This window comes from Burkholderia sp. HI2714 (assembly GCF_002223085.1).
GTDB lineage: Bacteria > Pseudomonadota > Gammaproteobacteria > Burkholderiales > Burkholderiaceae > Burkholderia > Burkholderia lata_D.
This window is the reverse complement of the sequence record NZ_NKFM01000035.1, coordinates 361,631-379,470: the sequence shown is the minus strand read 5'-3', so window position 1 is coordinate 379,470 and position 17,840 is coordinate 361,631. Positions and strand designations below refer to the sequence as shown.

Here is a 17,840-nt window from a genome sequence, read left to right as displayed (position 1 = left end):
GGTGACGTGATATAAATACCAGTCACTCTCTATACATTAGACACTGATCACTCTCTATGCAAGATAAAGAGTGATCGCTCTGAAGCGAGCCTGTCATGCGTTATTCCGTCGAGCACAAGCACGAAACCCGTACGCGCATCCTCGATGCCGCGAGCCGGCTGTTCCGCGAGGAGGGGTATGGCGGCTCCGGCATCGGTCCGCTGACGAAGGCGGCGGGGGTCACCAACGGCGCGTTCTACGGCCATTTCAAAACGAAGGGTGAAGCGTTCCGGCAGGTCGTCCTCGATGGCCTCGCCCAGCTCCGGCAAGGCGTCGCGACGTTCAAGGCCGAGCATGGCGCGCGCTGGCGGCGCCCGTTCGCGTCGTTCTACCTCGGTCCGCGGCGCACCTGTGAACTCGGTGAAAGCTGTGCGCTGCCGAGCCTGTCCCCGGAAGTGATGCGCGCCGATGACGAAACGCGCGATGCGTATGAACAGGCACTGCGGCAGATCGTCGACGAAGTGTCGGCCGGGATGGACAACCCACCCGATGACGATCGGGCCATCGCGTTTCTTGCGCTGCTGTCGGGCGGCGTCACGCTCGCGCGCGCAGTGCGCGATCCCGAACTCGCGCAGCGCATCGCCGATGCGGTCGGCCGTTACGCGGTGGTCATCGCCGAACGCACGGACGTGAAACCGGAGCAACCGGCCTGACCGCCCTGACTGACCGCCAATAAAAAACCCCGATCCGCATCGTCACGGATCGGGGTTCTTCGATCGACCGCCGGTTTCGGCGAGCCGGTTCGTCAACGCGCCGCCACGTCCTCCTTGACGGACGCCGCATCGCCCACCGCCGTCGGCACCGGCCCCCATCCGCCGCCCAGCGCGCGGATCAGGTTCACGGTCGACACGGCCTGCGCGCCGGTCAACTGGTTCGACTGCAATTGCGACTGCAGCACCGAGCGCTCGCTGTCGATCACGTCGAGATACGCGACCTCGCCTTCCTGATACTGCGTGCGCGACAATGTCGCCGCGCGGCGCGACGCGTTGACGGCCGCATCCTGCGCGCGGATCTGGTCGTCGAGCAGGCGCAGGTCGGCGAGATTGTCCTCGACCTCGCGGAACGCGACGAGCACCTGCTGCCGGTAGTTCGCAACCTGCTCGTCGTACTGCGCGCGTGCCTGCTGCACGCCGGCCGCACGGCGCCCGCCGTCGAACAGCGGCAGCGTCAGCGCGGTGCCGGCGAACGGCCCGAGCAGGAACGTGCGGCTCGACCACAGGAACAGGTTGCCGAGCGTCGATGCTTCATAGCCGAACGCCCCCGTGATGTCGAGCTTCGGGAAGTACGCCGACTTCGCGAGGCCGATCCGCGCGTTCGCCGCCGCCATCGCACGTTCGGCCGCCGACACGTCCGGACGGCGCTCGAGCAGCGCGGACGGCAGGCCCGGCGGCACCTTCACCGCAACCGGCACGATCGGCGTTTCCTTGAACGCGAAATCCGCGGGCGCCTTGCCGAGCAGGATCGCGAGCGCATGCTCGGACGCCGCGCGCCGGCGCGCGACGCCGACCGCATCGGCCTGCGCGGTTGCCAGCTCGTTCTTCGCGCGCGACACGTCGAGCTCGCTGATGTCGCCTTCGTTGAAGCGGCGCTGCACGAGCTTCAGTGCCTGCTCGCGCAGCTCCACCGTGCGGCGGTACAGGTCCTGGTCGGAATCGAGCTGACGCAGTTCGAAGTAGTTCTGCGCGACGTCCGCCTGCAGCGCGAGCTGCACCGATCGGAACAGTGCTTCGCTCTGCGCCTGGTCGGCACGCGACGCCTCGACGTTGCGGCCGACGCGGCCGAACAGGTCGGCTTCATACGACACCGTGCCCTGCGCGCGCCACAGCGTCGCGTTGGTCGGGCCCGTGCCCTGCGGCTGGAACTGCGACGCCGACGACAGCCCTTCGCGCGTCGGCCCGAAACCGGCGCCGACCTGCGGGAACCACTGCGAGCGCGCCGAACGCGTCGCCGCGCGCGCTTCCTCGACACGTGCGGCCGCGGCCTTCAGGTTCTGGTTCGCGGCGAGCGCCTGCGTCTCGAGCGAATCGAGCACCGGGTCGCCGAACACCTTCCACCATTCGCCGCGATGCGCGCTGTCCGACGGCTCGGCCGTCTTCCACGTGCCGGCCTGCTCGCCGGCGGCAAGCGTCGGCGCTTCCTTGAATGCGGCGGGCGTCGGCGCATCCGGGCGCTTGTAGTCAGGCCCCACCGCGCACGCGGCGAGCAGCGTCGCGAGCAGGGTGCTCGCGGCCGCCACCTTTGCGAAGCGCATCAGGCCATTCGTGTTGTGCAAGTTATTCATCTTCCTGTCCTCAAGCATCCGAAGCCGGCACGTGCTGGGACGGCACACCGTAGCCGGCCGAGTCCTTCCCGGCGACGTGGATCTTGCCGCCCGCGAGCGTGCGCAGCACGACGTAGAACACCGGCGTCAGCATCAGCCCGAACAGCGTCACGCCAAGCATCCCGAAGAACACCGCGACACCCATCGCATGGCGCATTTCCGAACCGGCACCCGTCGACGTGACGAGCGGCACCACACCCATGATGAAGGCGATCGACGTCATCAGGATCGGGCGCAGCCGCAGCCGGCTCGCCTCGATCGCGGCCTCGAGCGGCGTCCTGCCGTCGTGTTCGAGTTCACGCGCGAATTCGACGATCAGGATCGCGTTCTTCGCCGACAGCCCCACCAGCACCATCAAGCCGATCTGCGTGAAGATGTTGTTGTCGCCCTGTGTGAGCCACACGCCCGTCAGCGCCGACAGAATGCTCATCGGCACGATCAGGATCACCGCGAGCGGCAGCGTCAGGCTTTCATACAACGCGGCGAGCACGAGGAACACGAGCAGCACGCTGATCGGGAACACGTACATCGCCGAATCGCCGGCAAGAATCTGCTGGTACGTGAGGTCGGTCCATTCGAACCGCACGCCGCGCGGCAGCGTTTCATGCGCGATGCGTTCGATCGCGGCCTGCGCCTGCCCCGACGAGAAGCCCGGCGCCGGGCCGCCGTTGATGTCGGCCGCCGTGTAGCCGTTGTAGCGCACGACCATTTCCGGGCCGAACGTCGGCGTCACCGTGACGAGCGACGACAGCGGCACCATCTCGCCCTTGTCGTTGCGCGTCTTCAACTGCAGGATGTCGTCCGCACGCTGGCGGAACGGTGCATCGGCCTGCACGCGCACCTGGTACACGCGCCCGAAGCGGTTGAAGTCGTTCACGTACAGCGAGCCGAGATACACCTGCATCGTGTTGAACACGTCGGTCACCGGCACGCCCAACTGCTTCGCCTTCACGCGATCGAGATCGACGTTGAGCTGCGGCACGTTGATCTGGTAGCTCGTGAACAACGGGCCAAGCTCAGGCGCCTGCTGCGCGCGCTTGATGAAGTCGTTGGTCGCATCCGCGAGCCGCGCATAGCCGACCGCGCCGCGATCCTCCACCTGCATCTTGAACCCGCCCAGCGTACCGAGGCCGAGCACCGGCGGCGGGGGGAACACCGCGACGAACGAGTCCTTCATCGCGCCGTACTTCTGGTTCAGCGCACCCGCGATCGCGCCGGCCGACAGCGCCTTGCCGTGCCGTTCCGAGAACGGCTTCAGCGTGACGAACACGATGCCCGCGCTCGAGCTGTTCGTGAAGCCGTTCACCGACAGCCCCGGGAACGCGACCGCGCTCTCGACACCCGGCTGCTTCAGCGCGATCGAGCCCATGTCGCGGATCACCTTCTCGGTGCGGTCGAGCGACGCACCGTTCGGCAGCTGCGCGAACGCGATCAGGTATTCCTTGTCCTGCGCGGGCACGAAGCCGCCCGGCACGACCTTCGACACGAGCACGGTCGCACCCACCAGCACGAGGTACACGCCGAGCATCAGCGTCTTGCGCGACAGCACGCCGCGCACGCCGCGGCCGTAGTTCTCCGCACCGCGATGGAACACCTTGTTGAAGCCGCGGAAGAAGCCGCCGAGCACGCGGTTCATCACGCGCGTGAGCCAGTCTTCCTTGTCGCCGTGACCCTTCAGCAGGATCGCGGACAGCGCCGGCGACAACGTCAGCGAGTTGAACGCCGAGATCACCGTCGAGATCGCGATGGTCATCGCGAACTGCTTGTAGAACTGACCGGTCAGGCCCGACATGAACGCGAGCGGCACGAACACGGCGACGAGCGTCAGCGCGATCGCGATGATCGGCCCGCTCACTTCCTGCATCGCCTTGTAGGTCGCCGCGCGTGCGTTCATCCCGCTCTCGATGTTCCGCTCGACGTTCTCGACCACCACGATCGCATCGTCGACCACGATCCCGATCGCGAGCACCATCCCGAACAATGACAACGCATTGATCGAATACCCGAACGCGAGCAGCAGCGAGAACGTGCCGATGATCGACACCGGCACCGCGATCAGCGGAATCAGCGACGCGCGCCAGGTCTGCAGGAACACGATCACGACGATCACGACCAGCGCGATCGCTTCGAGCAGCGTGTGCACGACGGCCTTGATCGACGAACGCACGAACTGCGTCGGGTCATAGACGATCTTGTAGTCGACGCCCGCGGGCATGTCCTGCTTCAGCTCGGCCATCGTCTTGCGCACTTCGTCCGAGATCTGCAGCGAGTTCGCGCCCGGCGACTGGTTGATCGCCATCGCGACGGCCGGCTTGTTGTCGAGCAGCGAGCGCAGCCCGTATTCGGATGCGTCGAGCTGGATCCGCGCGATGTCGCGCAGGTGCGTGACGCCGCCGTCCGGCGTCGTCTTCACGACGATGTCGCCGAACTCGTCTTCCGTCTGCAAGCGACCGCGCGCGTTCACCGACAACTGCAGCGGCGTACCCGGCAGCGACGGCGACGCGCCGATCACGCCGGCCGCGACCTGCACGTTCTGCTCGCGGATCGCCTGCACGACGTCCTCGGCCGACAGCCCGCGCTGCGCGACCTTCTGCGGATCGAGCCACACGCGCATCGCGTAGTCGCCCGAACCCCACAGCTGCACCTGGCCGACGCCCTGGATCCGCGACAGGCGATCCTTCACGTTGATCAGCGCGTAGTTGCGCAGGTAGGTCATGTCGTAGCGGTTGTCCGGCGAGATCAGGTGGACCACCATCGTCAGCGTCGGCGAGCTCTTCACCGTCGTGATGCCGAGCCGCTGCACGTCTTCCGGCAGGCGCGGCAGCGCCTGGTTCACGCGGTTCTGCACGAGCTGCGTGGCTTTGTCCGGATCGGTGCCGAGCTTGAACGTGACGGTGATCGTCATGTTGCCGTCGCTGTTCGCCTGCGACTGCATGTAGAGCATGTCCTCGACGCCGTTGATCTGCTCTTCGAGCGGCGACGCGACTGTCTCTGCGATCACTTTCGGGTTCGCGCCCGGGTACTGCGCCTTCACGATCACGGACGGCGGCACGACTTCCGGATATTCGGAGATCGGCAGCAGGAACATCGCGATCACCCCGCCGAGCAGGATGATCACCGATAGGACTCCTGCAAAGATCGGCCGGTCGATAAAGAATTTGGAAATGTTCATGTGTGGCTCTGTCTGGTTGAACGCGGATACGAAGCGGCGGGCCGCTTACGAATCCGCCTTCGCCGGGGCGGCCGGCTTCGCGTTGCCCGCCAAAGGCGCGGACGGCGCGTCACCGCCCGTCATCGGGACCATGTGCGGCTTCACCTGTTCGCCGGGGCGCACGCGTTGCGTACCGTTCACGATCACGCGATCGCCGGCGGAGAGCCCGCTCACGATCACGCGCCGGTTGCCGTGCTGCATCCCCTGCTGCACTTCGCGGTACGACACGCGGCCTTGCTGGTCGACGACGAACACGAACTTCTTGTCCTGGTCGGTGTTGATCGCCGCGTCGTCGACGAGCAGTGCCTCGTGCGGCGCGCTGCCGCCCACCTTCACGCGTGCGTAGAGGCCCGGGACGAGCGCGCCGTCGGCGTTGTCGAAGCGCGCGCGTACGCGGATCGTGCCGGACGACGTATCGAGCCGGTTGTCGACCGAGTCGATCTCGCCGCTGCGCGAGTAGCCGGTTTCGTTCGCGAGGCCGAGCTCGACCGGCACCTTGCGGCCGCTGCGCGCGCCGTTGATGTATTGCAGGTAGGTCTGCTCGTCCGCGTCGAACGATGCGTAGATCGGCGACACCGACACCAGCGTCGTCAGCGGCGCGGCCGCTGCGCCGGCCGACACGACGTTGCCGAGCGTGATTTCCGCGCGCGACACGCGGCCCGACACAGGCGCCGTGATCCGCGTATAGCCGAGGTTGATGCGCGCCGTTTCCAGCGCGGCTTCGGCGGCCTTCAGGTTCGCCGTCGCCTCGCGGGCCGCATTCTGCTTCTCGTCGTAGTCGCGCTTCGCGATCGCGTTGTCGCCGATCAGCCGCTGCGCGCGCTGCCAGTCGGTCTGCGCGTAGCCGTTGCGCGCCTGCGCGGCCGCGAGCTGCGCGGCCGCACGGTCGGTTTCGGCCTGGTACGGGCGCGGGTCGATCACGAACAGCACGTCGCCCTTCTTCACGAGCGCGCCGTCCTTGAAGTTCACCGCGACGATCGTGCCCGACACCTGCGGGCGCACGTCGACTTTCTCGACCGCCTCGAGGCGGCCCGAATAACTCTGCCAGTCGGTCACGGTCTGCGGCACGACGGTCGCGACGTCGACTTCGGGCAGCGGTGCTGCCGCTTTCTCCGGTGCGTTCGCGTTCACGCGCATCGCGCCGAACGTTCCGAGGCCGACGACGGCGAGCGTCACGATCGCCGCTGTCGCGATTCGGGAACGGGAGGTGCGTAGGATGGCCATGTGGATCTCCAGTAAACGTGGATTGGTTTTGGTTATTCGGAACGATTCGGCTGGCGCGCCTGGAAGCGGCACTGGAAGAAGCGCACGGCTTCCTCGAAGGCGGCTTCGTGCGTCGCGAGCGCGGCGTGCGTGATGTCCGGATAGCGGATCACCTGCGTGAGCACGCCCGACGAGATCAGGCAGCCCGCATATTTCTCCGCTTCGACGTGCAGCACGTCGTTCTGCGCGGTGACGACGAGCGTTGGCGGCAGCCCCGCGAGGCGCACCGATTCGAGCGGCGCCGCGTACGGGTGCATGCGTTGCGCGGCCTGCGGCAGATAAGCGCGATAACAGGCCGCGCATTCGCGCGGAGTGATGTCGGAGGCGAGGCGATCGGCATCGCCGATGCGCGTCATGCTCGGGTCGAGCATCGGCCCGAACAGCGCCTGCGCGACGATCGACACTTCGCCGCGATCGCGCGCGATGAACGCGAGGCAGTTCGCGAGCTGGCCGCCCGCGTCATGACCCGCGACACCGATCTTCTTCGGGTTGCCGCCGAACGCGCGGGCGCGCGTCGCGGCCCACACGGCAGCGCGATACGCATCCTCCGGCGCGGCCGGAAAAGGGAAGGCCGGCGCGAGCGAATAGTCGACCGACACTACGAGCGCTGGTAAGCGTTCTGCTAAAAAACGCGCGGCGAAATCGGCGTCTTCGAGCGAACCGCGGACGAAACCGCCACCGTGGAAATAAAGCACTACTGGCAGCCCGGTCTTGTCCGGGCGGCGGTAGAGGCGCAGCACGATGTCCTGCGCGTAGCCGGGAATTTCCACTTCGGTGACCGTCAGCGCCGCGCCCGCCGTGGCTTGCGCGGGTAATGCGGCCTTCAGGAATTTGCTGAATTCAGAAGCGTCCATGACGATGCAGCATCCATTTCGAGATGGAACGAATTCTGGGTCCGGCAGACATTGGGATAAATGCCTATAATCCGGCAACACAATTCAACGCCCCCGAACAATCCGAGGCTGCGTTTACCCACGAGGTAGCGCAGCCTTGTCGTTCCGGGGGCTCATTAGATTGCGGAGGTTGTGATGGACCGGCTTCAGGCCATGCAGGTGTTTACTCGCGTCGTCGATACAAGCAGCTTCACCAAGGCAGCAGAAACGCTCAGCTTGCCGCGAGCGTCCGTCACGACGATCATCCAGAATCTCGAAGCATTCCTCGGTGTGCGGCTGATGCACCGGACCACGCGCCGGCTGTCGCTCACGCCGGACGGCGCCGCGTACTACGAACGATGCGTGCGGATCCTCGCGGACGTCGAGGAAACCGAGGCGAGCTTCCAGGCGAACAACCGGAAGCCGCACGGAAAGTTGCGTATCGACATGCCGGGTTCGATCGGGCGGCTGCTCGTGATTCCGTCGCTGTGCGAATTTCATACGCGCTATCCGGACATCGACCTGCAGCTCGGCCTGTCCGACCGGCCGGTCGACCTGCTGCAGGAAGGGGTCGATTGCGTGATCCGCGTCGGCGCCCTGCAGGACTCGTCGCTCGTCGCGCGCCGGGTCGGCCTGTTCGAATGCGTGACGGTCGCGTCGCCCGACTATCTCGAGCGCCATGGCGAACCGCAGACGATCGACGACTTGAACCAGCACAAGGCGGTCAACTACTTCTCGAGCCGCACGGGCCGCACGATCGACTGGACCTTCCTGATCGAAGGCAAGGAAGTCGAGATGAAGATGGAGGGCATCGTGTCGGTGAACGACGCGGATGCGTACGTGACCTGCGGGATCGAAGGCTTCGGCCTGATCCAGCCGCCGCTCTTCATGGTGCTGCCGCATCTGCGCGAAGGCCGGCTCAAGGAAGTGCTGCCGGGCGTCAAGCCGCTGCCGATGCCGATCTCGGTCGTCTATCCGCACAGCCGCCATCTGTCGCCGAAGGTGCGCGTGTTCGTCGACTGGATCGCCGAGGTGTTCGATCGCTGCCCGCTGCTGAGCGGCAAGGGCAGCCTCGACGCGACGTGCAGCAAGCGCACGTTCGAGGAAGCCGAACGCGCGCCGGCGCTCGACACGCCGGTCATCAACGAGTGGGTCGCGTAATCGTCTGAACTGCACGCGCGGGCTGCGAGGCCTGCGCGTCGCCCCGCCTCCGCGCCACGTACCCGCCCGGCGCACCCGATCCTTCCCGAATCCGCAGCAAACCTTTGTGCCAGCCGACGCAATCGCCCGCAGGCGTCGTCGCGCCCCGTCGCCGCACCCGTGCGAGGCCCGCTGCAAGCAGGTGCGGGCGATTTCCGCATAACCCTGCCGAGCGTACGGATGTCGATTGTTCCACTGACACGACAATTCAATTCGCATCTGCCGCATTTATCGCGACGGAACAGATACCTAGAGTAAACCCTGTCGCGCACCTCGTTGCGCATCGAACAGATCCCGCTTGATGGGACCGGAGTAAGCGCTCTAGCGCCAACTCCGACTTGCTTTGCATGGGATCTGAGTAAGCGCTGAAGCGCTAACTCATATCGACATAGGAGTTTCGCCATGAACCGCCGCCATCTTCTCTCCGCCCTCGCCCTCACGCTCGCCGTGTCCGCCCCGGCCTTCGCCGATTCGGGTACGCCGTATGCCGGCGACTACGGCAACACGTCGTGGTACTCGCAGCACGCTGGCCCGCGCACGCGCGCCGAGGTGAACGCGGAAGTCGAGCAAGCGCGCAAGGACGGCACGCTCGCGTACCTGCGCAAGGCCAACTCGTATCCGCAAGGGCTCGAACTGGCGCAAGGCCCGTATCGCTCGATGCCGGAAAGCAACCAGCTCGCCGGCGGAGGCCGGTAAATGCGCAACGCCGCGCAACGGGTTGCCCCGCGCGCGGCGTCGAGACACACCTATCGACGACTCGCTGAGTCAGTTAGTTGCAGGAGTACATGATGAACGATCAACTTCCTTCGCCGCTCGATCACTGGGACGACACCACACCGGTCTGGACGCCGTTCCGTTCGGCCCCGCACTCGCATTGACCCTCGACTGAAACGTCGTGTGGATTTCAACGACGCGGCACGCCATCACGCCATTCACCCCAGTGCGTGACAATGTCCTGCACCAGCGGATTGCCCGCGCGGTACAGGTTTTCGGTTGCCGGGGCGAAGAAGGTGCATCTGGAGTCGCTCGTGCATTTGATGGATACACGGGACGGCCATTGTCGATAACGGGCGAGCGTGCTGCCATCGCAGCGCAAACATTGCCGCGTCGACACAATCTATAACATTGGACAGCCACGATGCGGACATCCAGATGCGCCGCCACTCGGCCTAGCGCTTGACGAACGCAGACTTGCCTGACAAGCGAATCTCACGAACAGGCTCCATTGCTGTAAGCCATGTCGGCCATTGCCCACAGCGGTGCTGATCGCGTTGCCGTCGCGTCGCGCTGCACGCGGAGGTTCGCCTCTGCGCCGAAACCACGCCTAATCGTCATCCTTCTCGTTCACAGTTTCCAATAATCGGTGCCCACGGAAGCACGCGTCATCGACTGGTTCGGCACATCCGACATCGAAACCCGACGCACGCTGATAAACGGACTCGACGCCCTGGCTGACGTCATGGCAAGGCTGGACGCCAGGAACTTCGTCCGCACAGGATCAGATGCCGACCGCGCCACCGGCTGTCTACCCAATTTGACGTCCTTCTCCGCCTAAAGGCGGAGGATTCCCACACCTGGCGATGCACGTCCGCATCGGAGAATGTTCAGCGCAGCGTTGATATCACGATCATGCACGACACCACAGTCACTGCAGGCCCACTCTCTTATTCTCAGTCCCGCGATACCTTTCGGCCGCGTCGTGCTGTCTTTCGACCCGCACGCCGAACAGGACTGGGTAGAACCGCTTTCGTCGACTTCCTCGAACGTGACTCCGTGCGCCATCGCCTTGTAACGGAGCTTGTCCCGGAAGGACGACCAGGATGCGTCGTAGACGCTCTTCGCCATCCTGGTTCCGGCGAGTTTGACAGCCGACACGTTGCCGACCGCGATGTAATCGAAGCGCTGCACCAGATCGAGCGCGAGCTTATGCTGGAAGTCGGCGCGGGCATTCGCGACCTTGACGTGCAGCTTCGCGATATGCCGCTTGTGCTTTCGCGCCCGTTGCGCTTTCGCGAGCTTCTCGGCCGCTCGTCGACCGAACTGGTCATTGGGCAGCTTCTCGCCGATCGAAAGTGTGGCGAAGTCTTTCAGGCCGAGATCGATGCCGACACCGGAACGGATAGGTCGGGCCGGAACATCGGGCATCTCGATCACGATGTTGAGAAACCAGTTGCCGCGTGCATCCTGCGCAAAGTTGGTCCCGTCCTTGATCTTGCCTTCGGGAAGCGATCGGCTGTTGAATACGCGAAACGTGTTGCCGGCGAAACGGAACGCGTCACCCTCGCGCTTCAGATCACGGCCCTTCAGTGGCACCCAGCCCAGCGATTTCCTGCCGCGATAGCGCAGGGAGGGCCGACGGTGTTGACTGCGCGACTTCGCATATTGCTCGCACGTCGCGTTGACCGTGCCGGAGTGAATGCCGAGCGCCCTGCTGCTCCCCGTCGTCAACACGTTCAGATCGAATCCCGTCGGCCACTTCTTGCTCCACTTGAGCGCGTGCTTCTGCGTGTCGTTGCAGAAGTTCCAGACGTAGTTCACCGCGCGGCTCTGCTTGTTAAGCAAGCCGTTGAGCGACTTCACCCGGTAGCGATAGACGAGGATCATGCTGGTGATCCTAACGCGTGGTAGAAGCTGCCTGTCAACAGCACGCCTTTCCTTCCCGCCATCCATGGCGGGGTTTCTCGGAGCAAATTCGTATGAAGCGCACCTTCTTCTCCTTGCTGATTGCCGTCTTGCTTGGCCCGGTGCAAGCAAACGCGTGCAAAGTCCTGCTCACCGACAGCATCCAGTTGCCGTTGCACTCGACCGAGATAAGCAACAGCGCGAGGCTCAGCCTCGTCAGGCACTATCTGACGGCGCGAGAGTGGACACAGGAAGGCGCGATGGCCACGATCGATGCGCTTGCATACGAATGGGAGCACAAGCCGGCTCAATTGGCCAGGCAACGTGGCGAACAGATGAAATCCTTTCTCGTCGGACTCGGTATGGCACCGGACGATGTCTACGTACAAGAACGCATCTTCGCTCGCAAGGACGGCGAGCTCGACGCCGACAGCGCGAAGCAAATCTGGGTGCAATTCGTTCCGAAATGTCCGCCGGCCGGATGTCAGCAACTTTGCAATACGCCGGGGCTGGAAGGAATCGCCAGCTACGCGATAACACCTGCCACGCCCGGACCGCCTCCGGATGCCGACCGTCTGACGTGCGGCGACGATCCTGCCCCTGCGCGCACCCGCGTCGTGACCACCACGCGCTGGACCGAACGAACGAGCGATAACCCGCTGACGCTTCTGGATGATCAAAAGCGACCGCTGGCACGGACCTGCTATCGGATCAGCACGAGCGCCGCCCGATATTCGGGCATGACCGATGAACGTGGTCGAACCAGGCCCGTGCAGTTATTGGGGCCCGAATACACGAAAATCGAAATCAGAATCGAGAGACCGGACAGGTCCACTCCGTAGCAGCCCCCGACCTTTGCTCATCGCCGGCGGCGCAGTCGCATCCTGCGCTGCCGGAGGCCATCCGGCCCACTTGATCAACGGGACAGCACATCAATCTGCACCGTCCCATCGGATCAAATCAACTCAACGACGCGGCACGCCGTCGCGCCATTCGCCCCAGTGCGTGACGATGTCCTGAACGAGCGGATTGCCCGCGCGGTACAGGTTTTCTGTCGCCGGGGCGAAGCCGCCCTGATCCGCGTAGTTCAGCAGGTTGTCGGCACTCGTCTGCCCCGCATACGGCCGGTCGAAATCGGACCCCGTGCGCAGCACCGCCACGCGCGACAGGTCGACCCGCTTCACGCTCGCCGCCCGCTTGAGCGCTTCATACGTCGCGTTGTCTTCCTGCGCGGTCATGCAGTACGTGCCCTTGCCGTCGGTCAGGATCTTCGTCCACTGGCGCGCGCGCTCGCCGATCAGCGTGCCCGAGAACCACGTGTTGCCCGATGACGTATCGCACTGGATCACCGTCGGCGGCCGGTTCGCCGGCGCGTAGTTGAACTTCGCACGTGCAGCCTGCGCCTGCGCGCTGTCGGCGAGCACGACGTTGCGCGACAGCGCGACCGCGGCGTCGGTCAGCTGCGGGTTGAGCTGGAACACCTCGGTGCGATAGTCGAGCGGCGGCTTGTCGTTCGGGCTCTTCGTGTTGATGCCGAGGAAGCCGGTATTCCAGCCGGCCGGAATCTCGCGTGCATCGAGCTCCCACTGCAGGCTGAAATCGACCAGGTATTTCGACCAGGCGGCCGAACCGACCGTGCCTTGCGCGGGGTCGACACCCGCGATGCCGGAGATCAGGAAGTACGTGCGGCGCAGATCGAAGCGCTGCGAGAACGTGAGCGCCATGATCGTCGCCGACGCATTCGCATAGCCCATGCCGGTCGTGACCACGCATACGTCCTGCTTGTTGCAATGCACGTTCGGGTAGTCGGGCGACAGGCCGGGCACGGCGATGTCGCGCCACGGGCCGATCCGGTCGAGCCAGGCCTGGCCCTCCGGACCGAACATCGTGATGATCATGACCTTGACCGGGCGGCCCTGTGCACCGGTCTCGGCGAATGCATTGTTGCCCTGGTTGTCCTGCGCGATCGACGGCGCGGTCGCACAGGCTGCGAGCGAGAATGCAGCGGCGGAAAGAATGGAGCGAGTCAGCATCGGCGTTCCTTGTTTCGATGATGTTGGGTGAGAACGGCTCTCGTAGACTGCGCGTCGGAGTATAGAACGGGCGTGCCCGATGCGGAACCCGACTACGAAACGGCGACGGTGCATCGGTGCGGGTCTGGTACACGCGGGAATGACGAAGGAAATGGTCTCCGCGCGTCGACACACCATCAGGAATACTATCCGGTTGCTCGGCACCGACACGTCAATCGCACTTGCACGCGTGTAACCCGGCAAACCGCTACAACCGCGCCAGCCCCGCCACCCCGTAACCCAGCACGACAAGCGCCGCAACCACATGGCTCGCGGCGAGCAGCGCCGGCGACTTCACGATCCGGCCGATCACGCTGCCGCCGAATGCGAACACGAGCTGCCCCGCGAGGCTGCCGGCAAACACGCACGCGGCACCGAGCAGCCAGTGCCGATGCGCACCGGCCGCAGCCGTTGCATAGCCGTAGAACAACAGGATCGTGAGCGGGTTCGCCAGCGTGACGAAGAACATCGATGAAAACGGCCGGCTGCCTGGCGGCCGCGCATCACCGTCGAGCGTGTGGCGGCGATCCCGCAGCGCCTGCCACAGCATCCGCGCGCCCATTGCGAGCAGCACGAGCGCGCCGACCAGGCGAAACAGCGACAGATGTGCGGCGAGCGTGCTCGCGAGCATCGCGCCGAGCGTGAACGCGACGACCGCATAGCAGCCGTCGGCCGTCGCGACGCCCACCGCCGCGCGCACACCACTCGCGGTGCCGGCGCGCATCCCGTAGTTCGCGATCATCAGCGCGACGGGCCCGACCGACAGCGCGATCATCAGCCCGAACAGGAAGTCGTTCATCGGTCGTCGATACCTTCTCGATGGAAGGCATCGATTCTAGCGACCGCAAAAAATCCTGTGTGTCGCTTGAGCGTCACGCGACGTCGACGCGTGCAGGCCCGTCCACCATCTCTCCGATCACGCCCGCGCGGTCGAAGCCGTCCGCCCGGAAGCACGCGAGCACGTCGTCGACGGCCTCGGGGGCGCACGCGACCAGCAGGCCGCCCGACGTCTGCGGATCGGTCAGCAGCGCCTGCGCGACGGGCGGCAGCGTAGCGGCCAATTGCACGTCGGCGCCATACGCGGCCCAGTTGCGGCCCGACGCGCCGGTAAATACGCCATCGGCGACGAACGCCTCGACGCCCGCGAGCCACGGCAACGACGCATAGTGCACGCGCGCGGTGAGGTGTGCGCCACGTGCCAGCTCGAGCGTGTGGCCGAGCAGCCCGAAGCCCGTGACGTCGGTCAGCGCATGCACGCCCGGCAGCGCGGCGAGCTCGGCGCCCGGCCGGTTCAGCTTGGTGGTAGTCGCGACCATCTGCGCGTAGCCCGCGGCATCGAGCTGGTTCTTCTTCAGCGCGGCGGACAGCACGCCGACGCCGAGCGGCTTGCCGAGCACGAGCACGTCGCCCGCGCGTGCAGCTGCGTTGCGCTTCACGCGCGACGGGTGCACGACGCCGATCGCCGCGAGCCCGTAGATCGGCTCGACCGAATCGATCGAATGGCCGCCCGCGACCGGAATGCCGGCATCCGCGCACACCGATTCGCCGCCGCGCAGCACGGCCGCGATCGTCTCGTGCGGCAGCACGTTGATCGGCATGCCGACCAGCGCGAGCGCGAGGATCGGCTTGCCACCCATCGCGTAGACGTCGGACAGCGCGTTGGTAGCCGCGATGCGGCCGAAGTCGAACGGATCGTCGACGATCGGCATGAAGAAGTCGGTGGTCGCGACGATCGCCTGCTCGTCGTTGAGGCGGTAGACGGCCGCGTCGTCGGACGTCTCGGTGCCGACCAGCAGATCCGGGAACAGCGCGGGCGGCGTCGCGCGCTTCAGCAGCTCGGACAGCACGCCCGGCGCGATCTTGCAGCCGCAGCCGCCGCCATGTGACAGGCTCGTGAGGCGCGGAACGGCAGGCTGGGCTTGGGTGGCTTCGGTCATGGTCGGCATCCGGTGAATAACAACACGCCATTATCGACAATTCCATGCGAGTGCGCCCGATACCCACATAATGACGGCGCCTCCTCCGCTCCCGCCCCTGTCCGCCTCTTCGTCCATGGACCACCTCTTCATCGGCCTCGTGCTGTGCTCCGCGTTGCTGCACGCGATCTGGAATGCCTTCCTCCACGTGAGCGAAGACCGGCTCGTCCAGCTCGGCACGATGTCGCTGCCGTATTTCGCGTTCGGTGTCGTCGGCGCCGCGCTGCTGCCCGCGCCGGCGCCCGCCGCGTGGCCGTACATCGCCGCATCGGCCGCGCTCGAGGTCGCGTACTGCTTCACGCTGGCGCGCGCGTACCGCAGCGGCGAATTTGGGCAGATCTATCCGATTGCACGCGGGATTTCTCCGCTGCTCGTGTCGGTGCTGGCGCTCGCGATCCTGCACGAGCGGCCGACGCCGTTCGGCTTCGCGGGCATCGCGCTCGTGTCGTTCGGCATCATGTCGCTCGCACTGCGACGCGGCTTCCGGTTCTCCGGCGAAGGCGTGCCGTTTGCGCTGCTCACGGGCGTGTTCATCGCCGCGTATTCGATCTGCGACGGCATCGGCTCGCGCGTGTCCGGCAGCGCGCTCGGCTACATCGCGTGGGTGTACGTACTGTGGAGCGTGCCGCAGTTCGTGCTGGTCTGCGCGGTGCGTGGCGGCCCGCGCGCGGTGCTCGGCTCGCGCACCGCGCTCACGCAGGGCGCGATCGCCGGCACGATCTCGCTCGCGGCGTACGGGATCGTGATCCTCGCGTACCGGTACTTGCCGGTCGGGACGGTGTCGGCGCTGCGCGAAACGAGCTCGATCTTCGCGGTCGCGATCGGCTGGCTCGTGATGCGCGAGCGGCCCGGCGCGCAGCGGCTTGCCGCGTGCGCGCTGGTGGTGGTTGGCGCGGCGCTGATCCGGCTGTAGGCAGCAAGCGCGCCCGCGCCTGCCACCGCGTCAGAACTTGTGGCGGATGCCCGTCACCGCGACGATCTGCGTGCGCGTGCTCGACGGATTCGAGATGCCTTCGATCGCGGCCACCGTGTTCGACGACGCACGCTGGTAGAACGCGTTCACGTAGATATCGGTGCGCTTCGACAGGAAATACTGCGCACCGACGCTCGTCTGCAGGTAGTGCGAGCTCGGCTTCGGCCCCTGCGACGCGAGCACCTGCGTGTAGGTTTCGCCGAGCGCGAACTGCAGCGCGGGCGTCATCAGGTAGCGCACGCTGCCCTCGTAGTTGTTGAAGCGCATCGCGCCACCCGTCTGCAGGTTGATCAGCGAACTCGTGTACAGCAGCCCGAACGTCGCGGCGCCCCACGCATACGCGCCGCCCGCGCCCCAGATCTGCTGGCGCGTCACGCCCTTGATGAACGTGTAGTAGTTGTCGGATGCCGCCGCGCCGGTGGTGTCGAGCGCCGGACGATCGACGCGCACGTAGGCCGCGCCGAGTTGCAGCGGCCCGTTCTCGTAGCTCGTGCCGATGCTCCACACGCGGTTTTGCGCGAACGACGTCGAATTCGAGAAGCCGTACAGGCCGACCGCGCGCAAGCCATACCAGGTGGGCGTCTGGTACTGCACCGAGTTGTTGGTGCGGAACGTGTTGTTCAGGTCGTCGGTGTCGAACGGGTGCAGCGCATATTGAGTAAGGGCGGTGGTCGCGCCGATCTGCAGCGGCTCCAGCACTTCCTGCGCCGCGTTGTACTGGCGGCCCATCGTCAGCGTACCCCAGCGGTCGTTTTCCAGCCCGACGTACGCGCGGCGCCCGAACAGACGGCCGCCCTGGCTCGCGGCGCCGCTCTCGATGTTGAAGCCGTTCTCGAGCCGGAACACCGCGCGCGTGCCACCGCCGAGGTCTTCCTTGCCGAGCAGCCCGAAGCGCGTGCCCTGCTCGTTGCCGCCGGTTGCCTGCCACGCGGCGTGGCCGTTCTGGTTGTTGGTGTACGTGATCCCCGAATCGACCACGCCGTACAGCGTCACGCTCGACTGTGCGTGCGCGTGCATCGCACCCGCCGCCGTTGCGATACCCGCCAGCGCGACTGCCACCCCTTTTCGCTTCATCTCCAACCCCTTTTATCGACTGAATATGGGGAGCGATTTGTTTCGCTCGACACGTGTTTTATTGAATAAAACATCGTCTTATTCATTGTCGAATTCTGCGATTTGAAGCGTCAAGCGATGCCAAAAATCGCACACGGGAGTCGAATACCCCTGAATCTACAGTCGTTTCAATGAATGAAACAAGCCCAATAACCACGGGCATTACAGCCCGATCTCGA

At 65.5% G+C, this 17,840-nt stretch carries 15 protein-coding genes; 5 read left to right on the top strand and 10 right to left on the bottom strand.

Annotated features, from left to right (window positions below):
- Nucleotides 1–95: 95 nt before the first annotated feature.
- Nucleotides 96–692, top strand: coding sequence for a TetR/AcrR family transcriptional regulator (locus CFB82_RS19725; protein ID WP_089484927.1), 597 nt, complete (start codon nt 96–98; stop codon nt 690–692).
- Nucleotides 693–784: 92 nt separating this feature from the next.
- On the opposite strand, the gene opcM is transcribed toward CFB82_RS19725, so the two are convergent.
- The 4 genes from opcM to CFB82_RS19705 are packed head-to-tail and all read right to left on the bottom strand — an operon-like array spanning nt 785 to nt 7,687.
- Nucleotides 785–2,320, bottom strand: a complete 1,536-nt coding sequence (opcM, locus tag CFB82_RS19720; protein ID WP_089484926.1) for a multidrug efflux transporter outer membrane subunit OpcM — start codon at nt 2,318–2,320, stop codon at nt 785–787.
- Nucleotides 2,321–2,330: 10 nt separating this feature from the next.
- A complete protein-coding gene (gene ceoB / locus CFB82_RS19715) occupies nt 2,331–5,531 on the bottom strand; it encodes a multidrug efflux RND transporter permease subunit CeoB (protein ID WP_046546174.1) in 3,201 nt (1,066 codons plus the stop codon).
- A gap of 45 nt (nt 5,532–5,576) precedes the next feature.
- The gene (ceoA, locus tag CFB82_RS19710) at nt 5,577–6,794 is read right to left on the bottom strand and encodes a multidrug efflux RND transporter periplasmic adaptor subunit CeoA (RefSeq protein WP_069252569.1); all 1,218 of its coding nucleotides are present in this window, start codon (nt 6,792–6,794) and stop codon (nt 5,577–5,579) included.
- Between the two features lie 32 nt (nt 6,795–6,826).
- Nucleotides 6,827–7,687 carry an alpha/beta hydrolase gene (locus CFB82_RS19705; protein WP_089484925.1) on the bottom strand — a complete coding sequence of 287 codons (861 nt, stop codon included), beginning with the start codon at nt 7,685–7,687 and terminating at the stop codon, nt 6,827–6,829.
- Between the two features lie 174 nt (nt 7,688–7,861).
- On the opposite strand from CFB82_RS19705, the gene ceoR reads away from it, so the two are divergent.
- Together ceoR and CFB82_RS19695 are read left to right on the top strand one after the other, a co-directional pair.
- Nucleotides 7,862–8,866 (top strand): putative multidrug efflux transcriptional regulator CeoR, encoded by a 1,005-nt coding sequence (gene ceoR / locus CFB82_RS19700; protein ID WP_089484924.1) that lies wholly within the window; start codon nt 7,862–7,864, stop codon nt 8,864–8,866.
- 441 nt (nt 8,867–9,307) lie between these two features.
- Nucleotides 9,308–9,601 carry a DUF4148 domain-containing protein gene (locus tag CFB82_RS19695; protein WP_089484923.1) on the top strand — a complete coding sequence of 98 codons (294 nt, stop codon included), beginning with the start codon at nt 9,308–9,310 and terminating at the stop codon, nt 9,599–9,601.
- A 208-nt stretch (nt 9,602–9,809) separates the two neighbouring features.
- Here the strand turns inward: CFB82_RS19695 and CFB82_RS44565 are convergent, their stop codons facing one another.
- Together CFB82_RS44565 and CFB82_RS19690 are read right to left on the bottom strand one after the other, a co-directional pair.
- On the bottom strand, nt 9,810–10,019 hold the full coding sequence (locus CFB82_RS44565; RefSeq protein WP_373558825.1) for a hypothetical protein: 210 nt from the start codon (nt 10,017–10,019) through the stop codon (nt 9,810–9,812).
- A 437-nt stretch (nt 10,020–10,456) separates the two neighbouring features.
- Entirely contained in the window at nt 10,457–11,509 is a 1,053-nt protein-coding gene (locus CFB82_RS19690) for an RNA-guided endonuclease InsQ/TnpB family protein (RefSeq protein WP_089484922.1), read from the bottom strand.
- A gap of 92 nt (nt 11,510–11,601) precedes the next feature.
- On the opposite strand from CFB82_RS19690, the gene CFB82_RS19685 reads away from it, so the two are divergent.
- A complete protein-coding gene (locus CFB82_RS19685) occupies nt 11,602–12,369 on the top strand; it encodes a hypothetical protein (protein WP_089484921.1) in 768 nt (255 codons plus the stop codon).
- A gap of 123 nt (nt 12,370–12,492) precedes the next feature.
- Here CFB82_RS19685 and CFB82_RS19680 read toward each other — a convergent pair whose 3' ends face one another.
- The 3 genes from CFB82_RS19680 to selD form a co-directional block, all read right to left on the bottom strand.
- Nucleotides 12,493–13,560 carry a purine-nucleoside phosphorylase gene (locus CFB82_RS19680; protein WP_089484920.1) on the bottom strand — a complete coding sequence of 356 codons (1,068 nt, stop codon included), beginning with the start codon at nt 13,558–13,560 and terminating at the stop codon, nt 12,493–12,495.
- A 247-nt stretch (nt 13,561–13,807) separates the two neighbouring features.
- Nucleotides 13,808–14,398 (bottom strand): LysE family translocator, encoded by a 591-nt coding sequence (locus CFB82_RS19675; protein ID WP_089484919.1) that lies wholly within the window; start codon nt 14,396–14,398, stop codon nt 13,808–13,810.
- A gap of 73 nt (nt 14,399–14,471) precedes the next feature.
- Nucleotides 14,472–15,536: a selenide, water dikinase SelD gene (selD, locus tag CFB82_RS19670; protein WP_083266178.1), complete on the bottom strand. Its 1,065-nt coding sequence runs from the start codon at nt 15,534–15,536 to the stop codon at nt 14,472–14,474.
- A 115-nt stretch (nt 15,537–15,651) separates the two neighbouring features.
- Between selD and CFB82_RS19665 the strand changes: the two genes are divergently transcribed.
- Nucleotides 15,652–16,488: a DMT family transporter gene (locus CFB82_RS19665; RefSeq protein WP_089484918.1), complete on the top strand. Its 837-nt coding sequence runs from the start codon at nt 15,652–15,654 to the stop codon at nt 16,486–16,488.
- Between the two features lie 30 nt (nt 16,489–16,518).
- On the opposite strand, the gene CFB82_RS19660 is transcribed toward CFB82_RS19665, so the two are convergent.
- Nucleotides 16,519–17,622 (bottom strand): porin, encoded by a 1,104-nt coding sequence (locus CFB82_RS19660; RefSeq protein WP_089485016.1) that lies wholly within the window; start codon nt 17,620–17,622, stop codon nt 16,519–16,521.
- Nucleotides 17,623–17,840: the final 218 nt, after the last annotated feature.

Coding starts and splice junctions, on each gene's coding strand:
- CFB82_RS19725 (WP_089484927.1), top strand. CDS start 96: ATGCGTTATTCCGTCGAGCACAAGCACGAAACCCGTACGCGCATCCTC.
- opcM (WP_089484926.1), bottom strand. CDS start 2,320: ATGAATAACTTGCACAACACGAATGGCCTGATGCGCTTCGCAAAGGTG.
- ceoB (WP_046546174.1), bottom strand. CDS start 5,531: ATGAACATTTCCAAATTCTTTATCGACCGGCCGATCTTTGCAGGAGTC.
- ceoA (WP_069252569.1), bottom strand. CDS start 6,794: ATGGCCATCCTACGCACCTCCCGTTCCCGAATCGCGACAGCGGCGATC.
- CFB82_RS19705 (WP_089484925.1), bottom strand. CDS start 7,687: ATGGACGCTTCTGAATTCAGCAAATTCCTGAAGGCCGCATTACCCGCG.
- ceoR (WP_089484924.1), top strand. CDS start 7,862: ATGGACCGGCTTCAGGCCATGCAGGTGTTTACTCGCGTCGTCGATACA.
- CFB82_RS19695 (WP_089484923.1), top strand. CDS start 9,308: ATGAACCGCCGCCATCTTCTCTCCGCCCTCGCCCTCACGCTCGCCGTG.
- CFB82_RS19690 (WP_089484922.1), bottom strand. CDS start 11,509: ATGATCCTCGTCTATCGCTACCGGGTGAAGTCGCTCAACGGCTTGCTT.
- CFB82_RS19685 (WP_089484921.1), top strand. CDS start 11,602: ATGAAGCGCACCTTCTTCTCCTTGCTGATTGCCGTCTTGCTTGGCCCG.
- CFB82_RS19680 (WP_089484920.1), bottom strand. CDS start 13,560: ATGCTGACTCGCTCCATTCTTTCCGCCGCTGCATTCTCGCTCGCAGCC.
- CFB82_RS19675 (WP_089484919.1), bottom strand. CDS start 14,398: ATGAACGACTTCCTGTTCGGGCTGATGATCGCGCTGTCGGTCGGGCCC.
- selD (WP_083266178.1), bottom strand. CDS start 15,536: ATGACCGAAGCCACCCAAGCCCAGCCTGCCGTTCCGCGCCTCACGAGC.
- CFB82_RS19665 (WP_089484918.1), top strand. CDS start 15,652: ATGGACCACCTCTTCATCGGCCTCGTGCTGTGCTCCGCGTTGCTGCAC.
- CFB82_RS19660 (WP_089485016.1), bottom strand. CDS start 17,622: ATGAAGCGAAAAGGGGTGGCAGTCGCGCTGGCGGGTATCGCAACGGCG.